This is a genomic window from Nocardia grenadensis (assembly GCF_050942415.1).
Classification (GTDB): domain Bacteria; phylum Actinomycetota; class Actinomycetes; order Mycobacteriales; family Mycobacteriaceae; genus Nocardia; species Nocardia grenadensis.
In genome coordinates, this window is sequence record NZ_CP192054.1 from 5,648,439 (window position 1) to 5,666,416 (window position 17,978).

At 67.3% G+C, this 17,978-nt stretch carries 4 protein-coding genes; 1 reads left to right on the forward strand and 3 read right to left on the reverse strand.

The window, feature by feature from the left end; translation table 11 throughout:
• Nucleotides 1-5 precede the first annotated feature (5 nt).
• A complete protein-coding gene (locus ACQPYS_RS26010) occupies nucleotides 6-542 on the reverse strand; it encodes a potassium channel family protein (protein ID WP_063037469.1) in 537 nt (178 codons plus the stop codon).
• 6 nt (nucleotides 543-548) lie between these two features.
• Here ACQPYS_RS26010 and ACQPYS_RS26015 point away from each other — a divergent pair, with 6 nt between their 5' ends.
• The gene (locus tag ACQPYS_RS26015) at nucleotides 549-707 is read left to right on the forward strand and encodes a hypothetical protein (RefSeq protein ID WP_433491082.1); all 159 of its coding nucleotides are present in this window, start codon (nucleotides 549-551) and stop codon (nucleotides 705-707) included.
• Nucleotides 708-831: 124 nt separating this feature from the next.
• Here ACQPYS_RS26015 and ACQPYS_RS26020 read toward each other — a convergent pair whose 3' ends face one another.
• Both ACQPYS_RS26020 and ACQPYS_RS26025 read right to left on the reverse strand, forming a co-directional pair.
• Nucleotides 832-9,954 (reverse strand): amino acid adenylation domain-containing protein, encoded by a 9,123-nt coding sequence (locus ACQPYS_RS26020; RefSeq protein WP_433491083.1) that lies wholly within the window; start codon nucleotides 9,952-9,954, stop codon nucleotides 832-834.
• Nucleotides 9,908-17,737, reverse strand: coding sequence for an amino acid adenylation domain-containing protein (locus ACQPYS_RS26025; protein ID WP_433493134.1), 7,830 nt, complete (start codon nucleotides 17,735-17,737; stop codon nucleotides 9,908-9,910). The genes ACQPYS_RS26020 and ACQPYS_RS26025 overlap by 47 nt, the downstream gene beginning before the upstream one ends.
• Between the last annotated feature and the right edge of the window lie 241 nt (nucleotides 17,738-17,978).

The following is a 17,978-nucleotide window of genomic DNA, read 5'->3' on the forward strand; positions in this document are numbered from 1 at the left end:
TCAGGTTACCGGGGGCCACCGACATCGGTGCGATCCAACCGCCGGGTGATTCCGGTGGTGGTCACGGCCAGCAGCGTACCGATCACCACCAGGTCGAAGGCCATCTGCACCGTGGTCGCCACCCGGGCGGCCTGCCCGACCGGGTGCACATCGCCGAAACCGACGGTGCCCAGCGTCGCGACGGTGTAGTAGAGCGCGTCGTTGCGGGTGCGCAACTCGGCGAACTGCCCGGGCTGGCGGAGCTCGAGGAGGTAGTAGAACAGCGCGAAGAACACCACGACGAGGGTGATCAGGAACAGCAACCCGTCGACGCGGCGGCCGGTATCGTCCCTCGCGGCCAGGAACTGGCCGATCCGGCGATAGGCCAGCCAGCAGAGACCGGCCACCCCGGCGACGAAAGCGACCAGCGTGACCACCCGCGTAGGCCAGAAGCCGGGGAGTTCCAGCCCGACCGGCACGAAGTAGTAGAACAGCAGGGCGGACAGCACCGTGCCCGCGTTCCGCCACAGATGCGCGCGGCCGCCGATACGTCGAGAACCCATGCGGTCATGATCGGCCCCCGCGGGCGGGTCGACGGCCGGGCGCGCCGGGCCGCGCACCGATTCAGGTACACCCTGTTGATCGGCACCGGTCGCCGCGCCGCGACAGCGGACGAACAGGACGCGCTGGGCGAGTCGGCCACAAGGCTTCCGCTGGTCCTCGGTTGAGGGAGGCAGAGCGAGTGATCCGGCGTCCGTTCGGCTTACCCGATACCGCCGAACTGGGTGTTCACTACCGAACCGCGACGCGGTCGGCCGCCTTCGTCATGGCGCCGCCGACCGCGTACCGGATTCAGTTTCCGTCGCCGGTCCCCCGGAGCCGGGCCAGCAGCCGTGGCGCGACCACCGCGAACGATTCCGCCGTCGTCATCTCGTCGTGTGTCGCCGGTACCGCGTATTCGACGATTTCCCCGGCCACATACGGCAACCAGTCCTCCGCTCGCGGGCCGGACTGCTGCGCACCCGGCGTGGGCACCTCGGCACGGAAGAAATCGATGACACCGCGGTAGGTCCGGGGCCGGTGTTCGGAGATCAGTTCCGCCGATCGTGCCGCGGTCCGGTACACCCCGCGCAACCGTTCCACCGGCAAGGTCAGCAGTTCCGGCGGGATCAGTTGGTGCAGTCGTTCCAGTTCGGCATCGTCGAGTTCGCCGACAGCCCGGTCCGTCCCCGGTTCCTCGGTCAGGATGCCCTGTTCCACCAGTGCGGCACGGAGCAGGGTTTCGAAGATCCCCGGGTCGACGGCCGGATGGCTGTCGAGCAGGGCCAGCATCTCGACCTGCTCCCCCGCCGCCTGCAACTCGGTGGCGACGGCGTGGGCCAGTACGCCGCCCAGGGACCAGCCGAGCAGCCGATACGGGCCGTCGGGCTGGATCCGCCGGATCTCCGCGAGATACCGGGCCGCGATCTCCGCCAGCGAATCCGGCGCGTAGTCGGGTTCGGTGTAGGCGGGCGACTGGAGACCGTAGATCGGCTGATCGTCCGGCAGCAGCCCGGTCAACGCGGCGAAACTCCATGCCAGCCCGTCGCGGGCATGGACCGCGAAGATCGGGGTCGCCGTCCCGGTCTCCCGGATGGGCAGCACGACCCGCAATGCCGCTTCGGACAGTTCCGCCGCGGCACCCGGTTCGGCGATCCGGGCGGCCAGCCCGGCGACCGTCGCCTCGGTGAACATCCACTGCACACTGATCTCTGCACCGGTGACCGCACCCAGCCGGGCCGCCACCTTGGTCGCGAGCAGCGAGTTACCGCCGAGGGCGAAGAACGAATCGTCCACCCCCACCCGGTCCACGCCCAGGACCTCGGCGAAGACCTCGGCCACGGTCTGTTCCAGCGGTGTGCGCGGTGCACGGTAGCCGGCATCGGCCGCGAACACCGGTTCCGGCAATGCGTTGCGGTCCAGCTTTCCGGCCGGGGTCAACGGGATCTCCTCGATCACCGTGATCGAGGACGGCACCATATAGCCCGGCAGTCGCTCCTCGATCTGCGCGCGCACGCCCGCCGTATCGACGGAGACACCCGGGGCGGCCACCACATACGACACCAGCGATACCACGCCGGCCGGGTTGCGGTGCCCGACCGTGACCGCGAAATCGATGCCGTCGGAGGAGGTCAGCGCGGAATCGATCTCACCGAGTTCGATACGGAAACCGCGGATCTTGACCTGGAAGTCATTGCGGCCCACATACTCGACCGCCGGATCACCGGCACCGTCGCGCCGCCAGCGCACGATGTCACCCGTGCGGTACAGCCGCGACCCCGGCGCACCGAACGGGTCGGCGACGAAACGCTCCGCCGTCAGACCCGCCCGCGCGTGATAGCCGCGCGCCAGCTGGATACCACCGACGTACAGCTCACCGGCGACGCCCTCGGGGACCGGGTTCAACCGGTCGTCCAGTACCAGCGCGCGCATACCCCGCACCGGACCGCCGATCGTCACCGGATCGCCCGGTAGCAGCGCACCACTGATATTCGTCGCCACAGTCGCCTCGGTCGGGCCATAGGCGTTGTGCAACCGACGCTCGACCCCACCGTCGCGGATCGTGGACCACTTCGCCACCAGATCCGCCGAGATGGCCTCACCACCGGCGATGATCACCCGCATACCCGCCAGATCGGCCGGGTCCAGCGAGGCCAGCACCGACGGCGTGATCAATCCGACCGTCACCCGCTCCCGGGAGATCAGCTCACCCAGCTCGGCACCACCGTAGGTACCGGTCGGCACCACCACCAACGCACCCGCGGACCCAACCGCCAGCAGCAGTTCCAGAATCGAGGCATCGAAACTCGGCGACGCGAAGGCCAGCGCCCGCGAATGCCGGTTGAGTCCATACCGTTCGACCTGTTCGGCACTGAAGTTCGCCAGACCGGCGTGCGTGACGACCACGCCCTTGGGCACGCCGGTGGAACCGGAGGTGTAGATGACGTAGGCGGTGTTCGCCGGCGTCAGCGGACGGACCCGGTCGGCGTCGGTGACCGCCGCGGCGGAGTGGCCTCGCGAATCCAGTTCGTCGAGCACCAGCCAATCCACCGAATCCGGCAGCTCGGCCCGCACCGACGACACCGTGATACCCACCGCGGCACCGGAATCGGACAACATATGCGCGATCCGATCGGCCGGATACGTCGGATCCACCGGCAGGAACGCCGCACCCGATCTGGTGACCGCCCACTCGGCCAGCACCGAATCCGCCGACCGCGGCACCGCCACCGCCACCAGATCCTCGGCACCCAGGCCGCGCTCGATCAGCACCCGCGCCAGCCGGTTCGACCGCTCGTCCATCTCGCCGTAGGACAGCCGCTGATCCCGGAACACCACCGCCGGTGCCGACCGGTCCTCGGCCACCGCGGCGGCCAGCAGATCCGGCAGGGTCCGGGCGGACACCGCCGGACCACCGGACCGCGATCCCAGCTCCGCCCGTTCGGTCGCGCTCAGGAACTCCACCTCGCCCACCGGTAGTTCCGGCGCGTCGACCAGCTGGTCGATCACCCGCAGCAGCCGCGTGGCGGCGGTATCGATCGTCTCGGCCGTGAACGAGCTGGTCAGGTACTTCAGCGCGATCCGGACCGTATTGTCCGCGGTCACCACCAGGGTCAGCGGGTAATGGCTGTTGTCCCGCGTGCCCACCCCGGCGATCGACATACCGTCGATATCACCGGTGGCGGCGACTTCGGCGGCATCGGTGGGATAGGACTCGAACACGAACAGGCTGTCGAACTGCACCGCGGTCCCGGCGGCCCGCTGGATATCGGTCAGCCCGAGATAGTGGTGTTCCAGCAGGGCGGCCTGCGCGCGCTGCAGGCCGGTAAGCAGCTCGCCGGTGGTGGCCCGGTGCTCGAGGCGCACCCGGACCGGCAGGGTGTTGATGAACAGACCGACCATGGATTCGATACCGGGGAGTTCGGCGGGACGGCCGGACACCGTGGCACCGAACACCACATCGTCGCGTCCGGTCATCCAGCCGAGCAGCACACCCCAGGCCGCCTGCAGCAGCGTGTTCATCGTGATCCCGAGCTCGGTGGCCCGCGTGGTCAGCTGCCGCGTCCGGTCCGCGTCGAGTTCTGTCACGACGGTGCCGATTTCGTAGTTCTCCGCCGGCACCGGTTGCGAAACCAGCAGTGAGGGTTCGGTGAAACCGGCCAGTTCCGCCCGCCAGGCCGCTGCGGAGGCGGTCCGATCGCGCTCGCCGAGCCAGGACAGGAAATTACGGTACGAGGCCACCCGCGGCAGCGCGGAGGTATCGCCGCGAAGCGCGTAGAGCACCAGCAGTTCCCGCATGAGCAGCGGCATGGACCAGCCGTCGAGCAGGATGTGGTGCGTGGTGATCGCCAGCTGCCACGCGTCCTCGGTCAATCGCACGAGGTGGAACCGGATCAGCGGCGGGACCGCCATATCGAAGTGCTCGGCCTGGTCCACGGCCAGCAACCGGCGCAGCTCGCCGGCCCGTTCGTCCTCCGGCAGGCCGCGCAGATCGATATCGCGCCACGGTACCGGCACCGTGTCGAGCACGACCTGCACCCACTGACCGGCGCTGTCGGCGACGAACGCGGTCCGCAGGTTCGGGTACCGGCCGATCATCGCCTCGGCGGCGGCCCGCAGCCGCGCCGGGTCCACCGTGCCGGCCAGGTCGACCGACGACTGCATGGTGTAGACGTCCACGCCGTCCTGGATGAACTGGGCGTGGAACAGCAGACCCGACTGCAGCGGCGACAGCGGCCAGACCTCCGACAGTGCCGGATAGGTGCGCTCCCACCGTTCGATATCACCCTGCGATACCCGCACCAGTGACATATCGGACGGCGTGAAACCGCCCGCTTCCGGCCGGCGGACATGGTCGGCGAGGGCGGTGAGCGCGGCGATCCACAGCTCCGCGAACTCGCGGGCCCGCGGCTCGGTGAGCACCCCGGCGGGGTAGGCGAACACCGCGCTCAGCACCGAACCCTCGGCGCCGGAATTGACGATGGCATTGATATCCAGCACGGCGTTGGCCGGCATATCCCGGTCCGCGTCCGCACCGATCGCACCCAGTTCGGCGGTCGGCATCCAGCCGAGCTCGGCGAGTTCGGGCGAGACCTCCCCGGCGGAGACACGGCCCAGATAGTTGAAGCTGATCTGGCCCGGTACCCGGTCCGGCAACCGGTCCCCGGTCTCGGGGTTCAGATAGCGGAGCAGGCCGTAACCCAGGCCCTTGTCCGGCACCGCGAGCAGCTGTTCCTTTACCGACTTCACCAGCACGCCGAATGCGGGACCACCGGCGAAGGCCTCGTCGATATCGATCCCGGGCAGATCCAGCCGGAGCGGATGCACGGCGGTGAACCAGCCGACGGTGCGGGACAGGTCGGCCCCGGGCACCACGGTCTCTTCGCGACCGTGGCCTTCCAGTTTGATCAGCGCCGCCGCGGACGGACCGGCGTCGCGCCACCGGGCCAGTGCCAGCGCCAGCGCCGCCAGCAGGGCATCGTTGGGTCCGCCGTGGTAGCGGGCACCGACGGTGGTCAGCACAGCCTCGGTGATATCGGCGGGCAGTGACACCTCGAAGCGTTCGACCGTGGCGTTGGTATCGACGGCGGGGTCGAAGGCCCGGGCCCCCAGCAGCGGATCCGGGGTGGCGGCGATCTGCTGCCAGTACGGCAGTTCCGCGACCCGGCCGGGCTCGGCGGCGGCCTCGGCCAGCCCGTGCGCCCACCGGCGCAGCGAGGTCCCGACCGGCGGCAGCGTCACCGCGGCACCGGCCGCGAGCTGCGACCAGGCCAGCGCCAGATCCGGGATGATGATGCGCCAGGACACGCCGTCGACCACGAAGTGGTGCGCGGCGAAGAGCAGTACATCGCGCCGGTCGCCGTCGAACGAGAACCACACGAACTGCGCCATCACCGCGGCGGCCGGGTCCAACCGGTCCAGCGCGGCATCGAATTCGGCGGACGCGACGGCGACCAGTTCGTCCTCGCCGATGGCATTGTCGAGATCGACCCGGCGCACCAGCGCGTCGATATCGATCGCACCGGGCGCGAGCGCTTCGAACGCCGGCGCGCCGTCCACGACCCGCAGGCGGGTGCGCAGGGCGTCGTGGTGGTCGAATACCGCCGCGAGGGTGGCGACCAGGGTTTCGCGGTCGATATCGACCGGCAGCCGCAACAGCATGGGCTGCGTGAAACGCTGATAGGCAGTGTTTCCGTCGAGGATCTGCGACATGACCGGCAGCACCGGCATATCGCCGACCCCGCCACCGGGCAGCTCCACCAGTCGCAGCTCATCCGCGTCGCCGCGGCCGGCGACCTCGGCGAGCGCGGCGACGGTCCGGCGTTCGAACACATCCCGGGGTGTGAAGACCACGCCCCGGGCCTTGGCTCGCGACACCAGCTGGATCGACAGGATGCTGTCACCACCGAGCGCGAAGAACGAATCGTCCACGCCGACCCGCGCGACCCCGAGGACGTCGGCGAACACCTCGCAGATGATCGTCTCGACCGCACCGACCGGAGCGCGGAACGACTGCGCCTCGAGCACCGGTTCCGGGAGCGCCTTGCGGTCCAGTTTGCCGACCGGGGTCAGCGGGATCTGGTCCAGGACGATGACAACCGACGGCACCATATGCGCCGGCAACCGGGCGGAGACGAATTCGGTCACCGCGGCGGTGTCCACCCTGTGTCCGGGTACCGCCAGCACATACGACACCAGGATCGTCGCGCCCGCATCGGTGTCCCGGCCGAGGGTTACCGCGTACTCGACATCCGGATGCGCCGCCAGCGCCGTATCGATCTCGCCGAGCTCCACGCGGAAACCGCGGACCTTGACCTGGAAATCCGAACGGCCCACGTAATCCAGTTCCCAGTGCACCGTCGGCAACGCCTCGTTACCGGCCCGCGCACCGGGTTTCGCGTACCAGCGCACCACATCACCGGTGCGATACATCCGCGAGCCCTCGAAGCTGTACGGGTTGGCGACGAACCGGTCGGCGGTCAGGCCCGGCCGGTTGTGGTAACCGCGGGCCAGCGCACCACCGGCCAGGTACAGCTCGCCCGCCACGCCCGGAGGTACCGGTTTCAGGCGCGCGTCCAGGACCAGTGCCGCCATACCGTGCACCGGATCGCCGATGGTGACGTGTTCGCCGGCGAACAGTCGCGCGTAGGACGAGATGATGGTCGTCTCGGTGGGGCCGTAACCGTTGAAGTACTTGCGGCCCGGCTCCCATTTGGCCAGTAGTTCGGCGGTGGTCACATCGCCACCCACCGACAGCACCTCGAGTGCGTCCAGGCCCGCCGGATCCAGCGTGCCCAGCACCGCCGGGGTGATGATCGCGTGGGTCACCGCTTCGGTGCGCAACAGTTCGGCCAGGTCCGGACCGCCGATGATCTCACCCGGGACCACGACGAGCGTCGCACCCACGTAGGCGGTGCACACCCACTCCAGCACCGACGGGTCGAAACTCGGTGAGCAGATGTGCAGGAACCGGTGCCGGGATCCGACGCTGTACAGATCGGCCGCCACATCGGCGAGGCCACCCATACCGGCATGCGTCACCATCACGCCCTTGGGCAGACCGGTCGATCCGGAGGTGTAGATGACGTACGCCGGATGCGACATCGCCAACGGCGTGATCCGGTCGGTGTCGGTCACGGCACTGTCCGGTTGCGCCGCCACCTGTGCCAGGAACTCCGGATCGTCGAGCAGCAGCCACTGCGCATCGCCGGGCAACCGGTCCACGTACTCGCTGCTGGTGAGCCCCAAAACGGCACCGGAGTCGGAGAGCATATGCCGCATCCGGTCCGCCGGATAATTCGGATCCACCGGGACATGCGCGCCGCCGGCCTTGGCCACGGCCCAGAAGGCCAGCACGATCTCGTAGGACCGCGGCAGCGCCAATGCCACGATCCGCTCCGGACCGACGCCGCGATCGATGAGCACCCGCGCCAACCGCGAGGACTGCTCGTCCAGCTCCCGATAGGTCACCGACCGGCCCCGATAGCGCACCGCCACACCGTCCGGGTTGACCCGGACACCGGTGGTGAGCAGGTTCGGAAGCAGACCCGTCGCCATGACATCGTCACCGCGGACATGGGTGAGTAGGCGGTACTCGGAATCGTCGATGATCGGCAGATCGCCGATCGGCGCCTGCGGATGGCGGACGATGGCCGACAGCAGGTGCAGGAACCGGCGCGCGAAGACCCCGACCGTGTCGGAGTCGAACAGATCCCGGGCGTAGGAGAAGGCGGCCGCCATACCGTCGCCGGTTTCGGTGATCCGCAGCGAGAGATCGAACTTGGCGCTGTCGGCATCGAAATCGACAGCGCCGACCCGCAGCCCGGGCAGTTCGAAATCACCCTGCGGCAGATTCTCGAACGACAATGCCACCTGGAACAACGGGTGCCGAGCGGTCGACCGCTCCACGTCGACCAGTTCCACCAGTCGTTCGAAGGGCACATCGGCGTGCGCGAACGCCTGCAGATCGGTTTCTCGGGTCGCCGCCAGGAACTCACCGAAACTCGACTCGCCGCGCACATGCGACCGCAGTACGAGGGTGTTGACGAACATTCCGACCACATCGTCGAGTTCGGCCTCGCCGCGACCCGCGACGGGCGTACCGACAGCCACATCGTCGGTGGCCGACAACCGTGCGAGCAGTAGTGCCAGGACCGCGTGCACGACCATGAACACCGTCGCATTGTGCTCGGCGGCCAATCGCGTCACCGCGCGGTGCAGTTCGGCGTCGATCCGGAACGGCACGGTGCCACCGACCATCGTTCGCACGATCGGACGCGGCCGGTCGCTCGGCAGGTTCAGCTCGTCCGGCAGGCCTGCCAGCGCCCGGCGCCAGTAGTCGGCCTGCGCGCTGACCAGGCTCTCGGGATCGTCCTCCGAGCCCAGGACCTCGCGCTGCCACAGGCTGTAGTCGGCGTACTGCACCGGCAGCGGCGTCCACGCCGGAGCCGAACCGGAGGTGCGCGCGGCGTAGGCGGTCATCAGGTCCCGGGTCAGCGGTCCCATCGACCAGCCGTCGGTACTGATGTGGTGCACCACGAAGACCAGGACGTATTCATCGTCGGCCGGCTGCAACAAAGCCACCCGTAGCGGCACCTCGACTGTGACATCGAACCCGGTCGCGATCACCTCGGTGATCCGGTCGCGGAGTTCCGTCGCGGCCACCGGAACCGGGGTCGGATCCGGAACGGCCCGGCCGACCGGCAGCACGAGCTGGTATGGCCGCCCGTCCTGCGCGGGGTAGACGGTCCGCAGCGTTTCGTGCCGGCCCACGATATCGGCGACCGCCTGCCGCAGTGCGGCGATATCGAGGTTCCCGGACAGGCGGACGGCCACCGGGATGTTGTACGCCGTCGAATCGGTATCGAACTGGTTCAGGAACCACATCCGCTGCTGCGCCAACGACAACGGCACCCGCTCCGGACGTTCCCGCCGCGCCAGCACCGGCAGATCTCCCCGCCCGGTGGCGGATTCCGCAGCGGCGGCCAGCGCCGCCACGGTGGAGGCCTCGAACAGGGTCCGCACCGCGACCTTGGTGTCCAGGGCCGCGGCCACCCGCGCCGCGACCTGGGTCGCGATCAGCGAGTTACCACCGAGGGCGAAGAAATCGTCATCCGCACCGACCCGCTCGACACCGAGGACCTCGGCGAACACACCGGCGACGATCTCCTCGATCGGGGTCGAGGGGGCGCGGAACTCCCGGGCCTCGAACACCGGAGCCGGCAGCGCTTTACGGTCCAGCTTGCCGGAGGTGTTCAACGGGAACGCATCCAACTGCATGACCACGGCCGGGATCATGTACACCGGCAACACATCACGCAGGGAATCCAGCAGCACCGCGGAGACGACCTGCTCCCCCGGAGCCGGCACCACATAGGCGACCAACTGCTCACCCAGATCCGACGCCGCCACCGTCACCACAGCCTGGCTCACCACCGGCTAAGCCCAGCAACGCCGACTCGATCTCCCCCAACTCGATCCGCTGACCACGGAACTTCACCTGGAAATCGGTACGACCCAAATACTCCAACACCGGCAGAGACGCCGTACGGCCTTCCACCGAAGCCTCGACCCGGCTCCACCGCACCAGGTCACCGGTCCGGTACATCCGCTGACCGGCATCGAACGGGCTCGCCACAAACCGATCCGCTGACAAATCCGGACGAGTCACATAACCACGAGCCAACTGATCACCCGCGAGATACAACTCACCCACCACACCCGCAGGAACCGGCTGGAGACGGGAATCCAACACGTACACACGGCTGTTCCACTGCGGCACACCAATCGGCACACTGCCCGACTCATCACCGGACGCCTGCCAATACGTGATCGACACCGCGGCCTCGGTCGGACCATAGAGGTTATGCACAGCCGCATCAGAAATCGCATGCATCGCCGCCACCGTCTCCGGCGGCAACGCCTCACCAATCACGAACACATGCTCGAGACTCGGGATAGAACCTGCCCGCGTATGGGCGGCGAATACACCCAACATGGACGGCACGAAGTCGGTCACCGTGACGCTGCGCTCGGCGATCGTCCGCGCCAAGTACTCGGTGTCACGATGACCGTCCGGCGTCGCCACCACCAGGTGCGCACCGGCAGCCAACGGCAGGAAATAACCCCACAACGACACATCGAACGTCGTCGCGGTCTTCTGCAGGTACACATCCGAGGCACCCAGCGGATATTCCGCCAGCATCCACGCAACCTGATTACTGATCGCCGAATGCGGAACCGCCACACCCTTCGGACGCCCCGTCGAGCCGGACGTGAAAATCACATACGCGGTATTCGACGGCCGCACCGGCGCACGCCGATCCGCATCGGCCACCACGGAATCGGCGTATCCCGAGACATCCATGGTGTCCAGGGTGAGCACCGGAACCTCCGGCGCCACAGCGGCAACGCCGCCATCGGCGACCGCGGCCGCATCAGCAGTCGTGCTCAGCACGCACAACGGCGACGCCGTATCCAGGATGTAGCCGATCCGCTCCACCGGATGCGCCGGATCCAGGGGCACATACGCACCACCCGCAGCCACCACGGCATACATACCGACCACGAGATCCAGCGACCGCGACACCAACAACCCGACAAGAGTCTCCGGACCCACACCCTCGGCGATCAAATGCCGCGCGAGCCGATTCACCCGACCCGCGAACTCACCATAGGACAGACTCGTCCCCTCGAACGAAACCGCCACCCGATCCGGATACGCCGCCGCCACCGCATTGAACCCATCCAACAACAACCCCGCCGGCAGCCGATGCTCGGTCGCATTCCACTCCGCCAGCACCCGAGCACGCTCGGACGCCGCCAGGATCTCCAGATCACCGACAGCGGTTTCGGGAGCGGACACGATCTCCCGCAGCAGGCGCGCGAACCGGTCGGCGAAACCCGCGACGGTGGACTCGTCGAACAGTGCGGTGGCGTAGGACAGATAACCCGTGACCCCCTGTGGGGCACCTGATTCGTCGTAGGTGTCGCCGAGGATCAGGTTCAGGTCGAACTGCGAGATCTCGGTGTCGACCTCCACACCCGACACCGTCAGACCCGGCAACTCCAGACTCGACTGCGCCAAATTCTGGAACGACAACCCCACCTGGAACAACGGATGACGCGACTGCGAACGCGCCGGATTCAACACCTCCACCAGGCGTTCGAACGGCACATCCGCATGCGCGAACGCCGCGATATCGACCTCACGCTGCCGACGAAGCAGATCGGTGAACGACTCACCACGATCCAACTCGGTCCGGAACACCAACGTATTCACAAACATACCGATCAAATCATCCAGTGCGGCCTCACCACGACCCGCCACCGGCGTACCCACAGTGATGTCATCACTACCCGACAACCGCGACAACAACACCGCCAACGCCGAATGAACGACCATGAACAGAGTCGCGTTCTGCTCCCGGGCCACCCGCAGCAAACCGGCATGAACCTCGGCATCGACAACGACCCGAACCCGACCACCCGCAAACGACTGCACCGCCGGACGCGGCCGATCCGCCGGCAAATCCAACTGATCCGGCACACCCGCCAGCGCCGACCGCCAATAACCGACCTGCCGCGCCGCCAACGACTCCGGATCGGATTCATCACCAAGCAGCTCACGCTGCCAGATACTGTAATCCGCGTACTGCACCGGCAACGGCGCCCACCCCGGACCATCCCCCGCCCTACGCGCCGCATACGCGGTCATCAAATCCCGAGTCAACGGCCCCACCGACGAACCATCACCAGCAATGTGATGAACCACCAGCGCCAGCACGAATTCATCGGCTGTGCCGTCGACCTGGAACAGCGCCACCCGCAACGGCACCTCGACCGTCACATCGAAACCCGCCGACCCCAACCCGGCCACCGCCGCCACCACATCACCAGCAGCAACCGACCGCACATCCAGACGCGGTGACGCCTCCGCAGCCGGCAACACCACCTGCACCGGACCCGACTCCGTCTCCGGATACACCGTGCGCAAAACCTCGTGCCGGCCCACCACATCGGCGACCGCCGCGCGCAACGCGGCGATATCGAGATCGCCCGACAACCGGATCGCCATCGGCAGGTTGTAGGCCGCCGACTGCTGATCGAACCGGTTCAGGAACCACATCCGCTGCTGCGCCAACGACAACGGCACCCGCTCCGGACGTTCCCGCGCCATCAGCGCCGGCATACCACCACGACCGGTAGCGGTCTCGGCCGCGGCGGCCAGCGCTGCCACGGTGGAGGCCTCGAACAGCATCCGCACCGGCACCTGCGCGTCCAGTGCCGCGCCGAGGCGGGCCGCGACCTGGGTCGCGATCAGCGAGTTACCACCGAGGGCGAAGAAATCGTCATCGGCGCCGATCCGCTCGACACCGAGCACGTCGGCGAACACGCCCGCCACGATCTCCTCGATCGGAGTCGAGGGGGCGCGGAACTCACGGGCCTCGAACACCGGTGCCGGCAGCGCTTTACGGTCCAGCTTGCCCGAGGTGTTCAACGGGAACGCGTCCAACTGCATGACCACGGCCGGGATCATGTACACCGGCAACACATCACGCAGCGCATCCAGCAGCGCAGCCGTAACGATCTGTTCGCCGGGCGCCGCAACGACATAGGCGACCAACTGCTCACCCAGATCCGACGCCGCCACCGTCACCACAGCCTGGCTCACCACCGGCCGGCCCAGCAACGCCGACTCGATCTCCCCCAACTCGATCCGCTGACCACGGAACTTCACCTGGAAATCGGTACGACCCAGGTATTCCAGTACCGGCAGGCTCTCGCTGTGCGCATCGACGGTGACGTAATTCCACCGCACCAGGTCGCCGGTGCGGTACATCCGCTCCGCGGGATCGAACGGACTCGCCACAAACCTGTCCGCCGACAAATCCGGACGCGTCACATAACCGCGCGCCAACTGATCACCCGCGAGATACAACTCACCCACCACACCCGCAGGAACCGGCCGCAACCGCGAATCCAACACGTACACGCGGGAATTCCACTGGGGCACACCGATCGGCACACTGCCCGACTCATCACCGGACGCCTGCCAATACGTGATCGACACCGCAGCCTCGGTCGGACCATACAAGTTATGCACAGCCGCATCAGAAATCGCATGCATCGCCGCCACCGTCTCCGGCGGCAACGCCTCACCGATCACGAACACATGCTCGAGACTGCGCAGGGCTTCCGCCGGAGTATGCGCAGCGAACACACCCAACATCGACGGCACGAAATCGGTCACCGTCACCCGCTGCTCGGCGATCGTCCTTGCGAGGTACTCGGTATCCCGATGACCGTCCGGTGTCGCCACCACAAGGTGCGCACCGGCAGCCAACGGCAGGAAGTAACCCCACAACGACACATCGAACGTCGTCGCCGTCTTCTGCAAATACACATCCGAGGCATCCAACGGGTACTCCGCCAGCATCCACGCAACCTGATTACTGATCGCCGAATGCGGAACCGCCACACCCTTCGGACGCCCCGTCGAACCCGACGTGAAGATCACATACGCCGTATTCGACGGCCGCACCGGCGCACGCCGATCGGTATCGGTCACCGGTGCGGTATCACGATCACCCAGGTCGAGGGTGTCCAGTACCAGCACCGGCACACCCGTGCCCTCGGGCACCGCACCCGCGTCGGCAGTCGTGGTCAGCACACACAACGGCGACGCCGTATCCAGGATGTAGCCGATCCGCTCCACCGGATGCGCCGGATCCAACGGCACATACGCACCACCGGCCGCCACCACGGCATACATACCGACCACGAGATCCAGCGACCGCGACACCAACAACCCCACAAGGGTCTCCGGACCCACACCCTGCGCGATCAAATGCCGCGCAAGCTGATTCACCCGACCCGCGAACTCACCATAGGACAGACTCGTCCCCTCGAACGAAACCGCCACCCGATCCGGATACGCGGCCGCCACCGCATTGAACCCATCCAACAACAACCCCGCCGGCAGCCGATGCTCGGTGGCATTCCACTCCGCCAGCACGCGGTCACGCTCGGACGTTGCCAGGATCTCCAGATCACCGACCGGCACTGCCGGGTCCGCCACCACCGCTGCCAGCAAGCGCACAAAGCGGTCGACGAATCCCTGGACGGTGGTGTGATCGAACAGAGCCGTGGCATAGGTCAGATAACCCGCGATCCCCAGGGGCGCACCGGATTCATCGTAGGAGTCGCCGAGGTCCAGGTTCAGATCGAACTGGGAGATCTTGGTATCGAATTCCACACCCGATACGGTCAAACCCGGCAGCTCGAGGCTAGGCTGTGCCAAGTTCTGGAAAGCGAAGCCGATCTGGAACAACGGATGCCGCGCCTGCGACCGCGCCGGATTGAGGACCTCCACCAAGCGCTCGAACGGCACATCCGCATGCGCGAACGCCGCGATATCGACCTCACGCTGCCGCGACAACAGATCCGCGAACGACTCCCCACGATCCACCTCGGTCCGGAAGACCAGAGTGTTGACGAACATACCGATCAGATCATCGAGCGCGGCCTCACCACGACCCGCAACCGGCGTACCGACAGTGACATCATCCGTACCCGACAGTCGCGACAGCAGCACCGCCAATGCCGCGTGCACGACCATGAACAACGTCGCGTTCCGCTGCTGCGCCACCCGCTGCAAACCGGCATGGACTTCGGCATCGACAACGACCCGCACCCGCCCGCCCGCGAAAGACTGCACGGCCGGACGCGGACGGTCGACCGGCAGATCCAGCTGATCCGGCACGCCAGCCAGCGCCGACCGCCAGTAACCGACCTGCTGCGCCGCGATCGATTCCGGATCGGACTCGTCACCCAGCAATTCGCGCTGCCACAACGCATAATCGGCGTACTGCACCGCCAACGGCGCCCAACCCGGCACATCACCGGCCGCACGCGCCGCATATGCGGTCATCAGATCCCGGGTCAACGGCCCCACCGACAAGCCGTCACCGGCGATATGGTGCACCACCATCGCCAATACGAACTCACCGGCCGCACCGTCTGCCTCGGGCCCGGCACCAGCGGCGGTCGCGTCGTTCACCCGGAACAGTGCCACCCGCAACGGCACCTCGACCGTCACATCGAAACCCGCCGACGCCAACCCCGCCACCGCCGCCACCACATCCGCCGAGGCAACCGAACCCACCTGCAAACGCGGCGAGGTCTCCCCGACCGGCAATACCAGCTGCACCGGACCCGACGCGGTCTCCGGATACACCGTCCGCAATACCTCATGCCGCGCAACCAGATCCGACACCGCCGCACGCAGTGCGTTTACATCCAGCGCACCCGCCAATCGGATCGCCATCGGAATGTTGTAGGCGACCGAATCCTGATCGAACCGGTTCAGGAACCACATCCGCTGCTGAGCCAACGACAACGGCACCCGATCGGGACGCTCTCGCGCCACCAGCGGCTGATGGCCACCGGAGCCGCTCAGTTCAGCCAGGCGTACGGCGAACTCGGCCACTGTCGGGGCCTCGAACAACACCCTGGCCGGGATGCGGGCGTCCACGGTGGCACCCAACCGACCCGCGACCTGGGCGGCGATCAGCGAATTACCACCCAGTTCGAAGAAATCGTCATCGGCACCGACCGGATCCACGGGATTCAGTAGATCGGCGAAAACGGCCGCGACCTGTTTCTCCAACGGGGTATCCGGCGCCCGGTACGCCTTCGTCCGCAACTGCGGGTCGGGCAGCGCACGGCGGTCGATCTTGCCGCCCGGCGTCAGCGGAATCTCGTCGAGGACGGTGATACTCGCCGGAACCATATACGCGGGAAACCGGCTCGCGGCCAGCGCGAGCAGTTCATCAGGGTCGATATGAGCCCCATCCGCCGGATGCACATAACTGGCCAGCACCGTCGCCCCGCTGGGGGGCTCGTAGCCGACGGTGACAGAGAAATCCACCGATTCGTGCCCGGCCAGTATGGCGTCGATCTCACCGAGCTCGATCCGGAAACCACGGATCTTCACCTGGAAGTCGTTGCGGCCCATATATTCCAGCGATCCGTCGGCCAGCCAACGCACCAGGTCGCCGGTGCGATAGAGCCGGGATCCGTCGCCGGCGAACGGATTTGCCACAAAACGTTCCGCGCTCGAGCTGGGGCGGTTGCGGTAGCCGCGCGCCAATTGGGCGCCGCTGACATAGAGTTCGCCTGCCACCCCCGTAGGAAGCGGGGAAAGCCGTTCGTCCAGTACATATTCGGTGATCCCGCGGATCGGCGCACCGATGCCGACCGGCTCGTCCGGTTTCATCGGGGCACTGATATTGACCGCGACTGTGGTCTCGGTCGGGCCGTAGGCGTTGAAGAACTCGCGGGGGCGCCCGTCGGCCGTGGGAACGGCCCAGCGACGCACAAGATCCGGCGGGCAGGACTCGCCGCCGGTGATGACGATGCGCAGATCGTTCAGACCTGCCGGGTCGACCGAGGCGAGCGCGGCCGGCGTGACAAAGGCATGGGTCACCCCTTCGTTGCGCAACAGCCCGGCCAAATCGTCACCGCCGTAGACCGTGGGCGAAACCACCACCATGGTCGCCGCCCCGCCCACCGCCAAAAGCAGTTCCAGCACCGAGGCGTCGAACGACGGAGAGGCGAAGTGCAGGGTACGAGCGGTCGCATCGACGCGATACCGTTCCCGCTGTTCGGCGCAGAACCCGGCGAGGCCGGCCTGGGTGATCACCACACCCTTCGGTGTACCGGTCGAACCCGAGGTGTATATGACATAGGCCGGATGCTCGGCGCGCAGCGGCCGCAGCCGCTCGTCGAAGGAGACCGGTTCGGCCGAGTACCGCAAAAGGCCGGCGGAGACCACCGCGCTGTCGATGGACACCCACTCCACCTCACCGGGCAATCCGGGCGATGATTCGGTGACGGTAAGGCCGAGGACGGCGCCGGAATCGGTGACCATATGCGTGACGCGGTCCATCGGATAGGTCGGGTCCACGGGCACATAACCGGCGCCGGTCTTGGCCACCGCCCATACCGCGACCACGGATTCGATCGAGCGGGTGATCCCGATCGCGACCAGGTCCTCCGGTCCGATACCGCGTGCGATGAGCAGCCGGGCGAGCCGATTGGAACGTTCGTCCAGTTCGGCGTAGGTGAGCCGGCCGAGATTACCGGTGGCGTCGGCGTAGCTGAGGGCGACACCCGAGGGGTTGGTCTCGACCGCTGTCGCCATCAGCTGGGGCAGGGTCGTGCCCCGAGGCCGCCGGGTCCGGGCGGGTCGTGTGCGCGCCGTTCGGGTCATGCCTACATCACTTCCTGGTGGTGGTCACACTGCTCACCGACAACCGAACCCATCAACCTGCCTGCCTTGTTCGCTTCCTCCGGGCGGTCCACCCGCCGACGGCAAACCGCTACCGAACTACCGGCCCGTGGCTCGTGCAAGGCACGTTCGATCGCCGCCGGACTCGCCGTCGTCCATCATTACA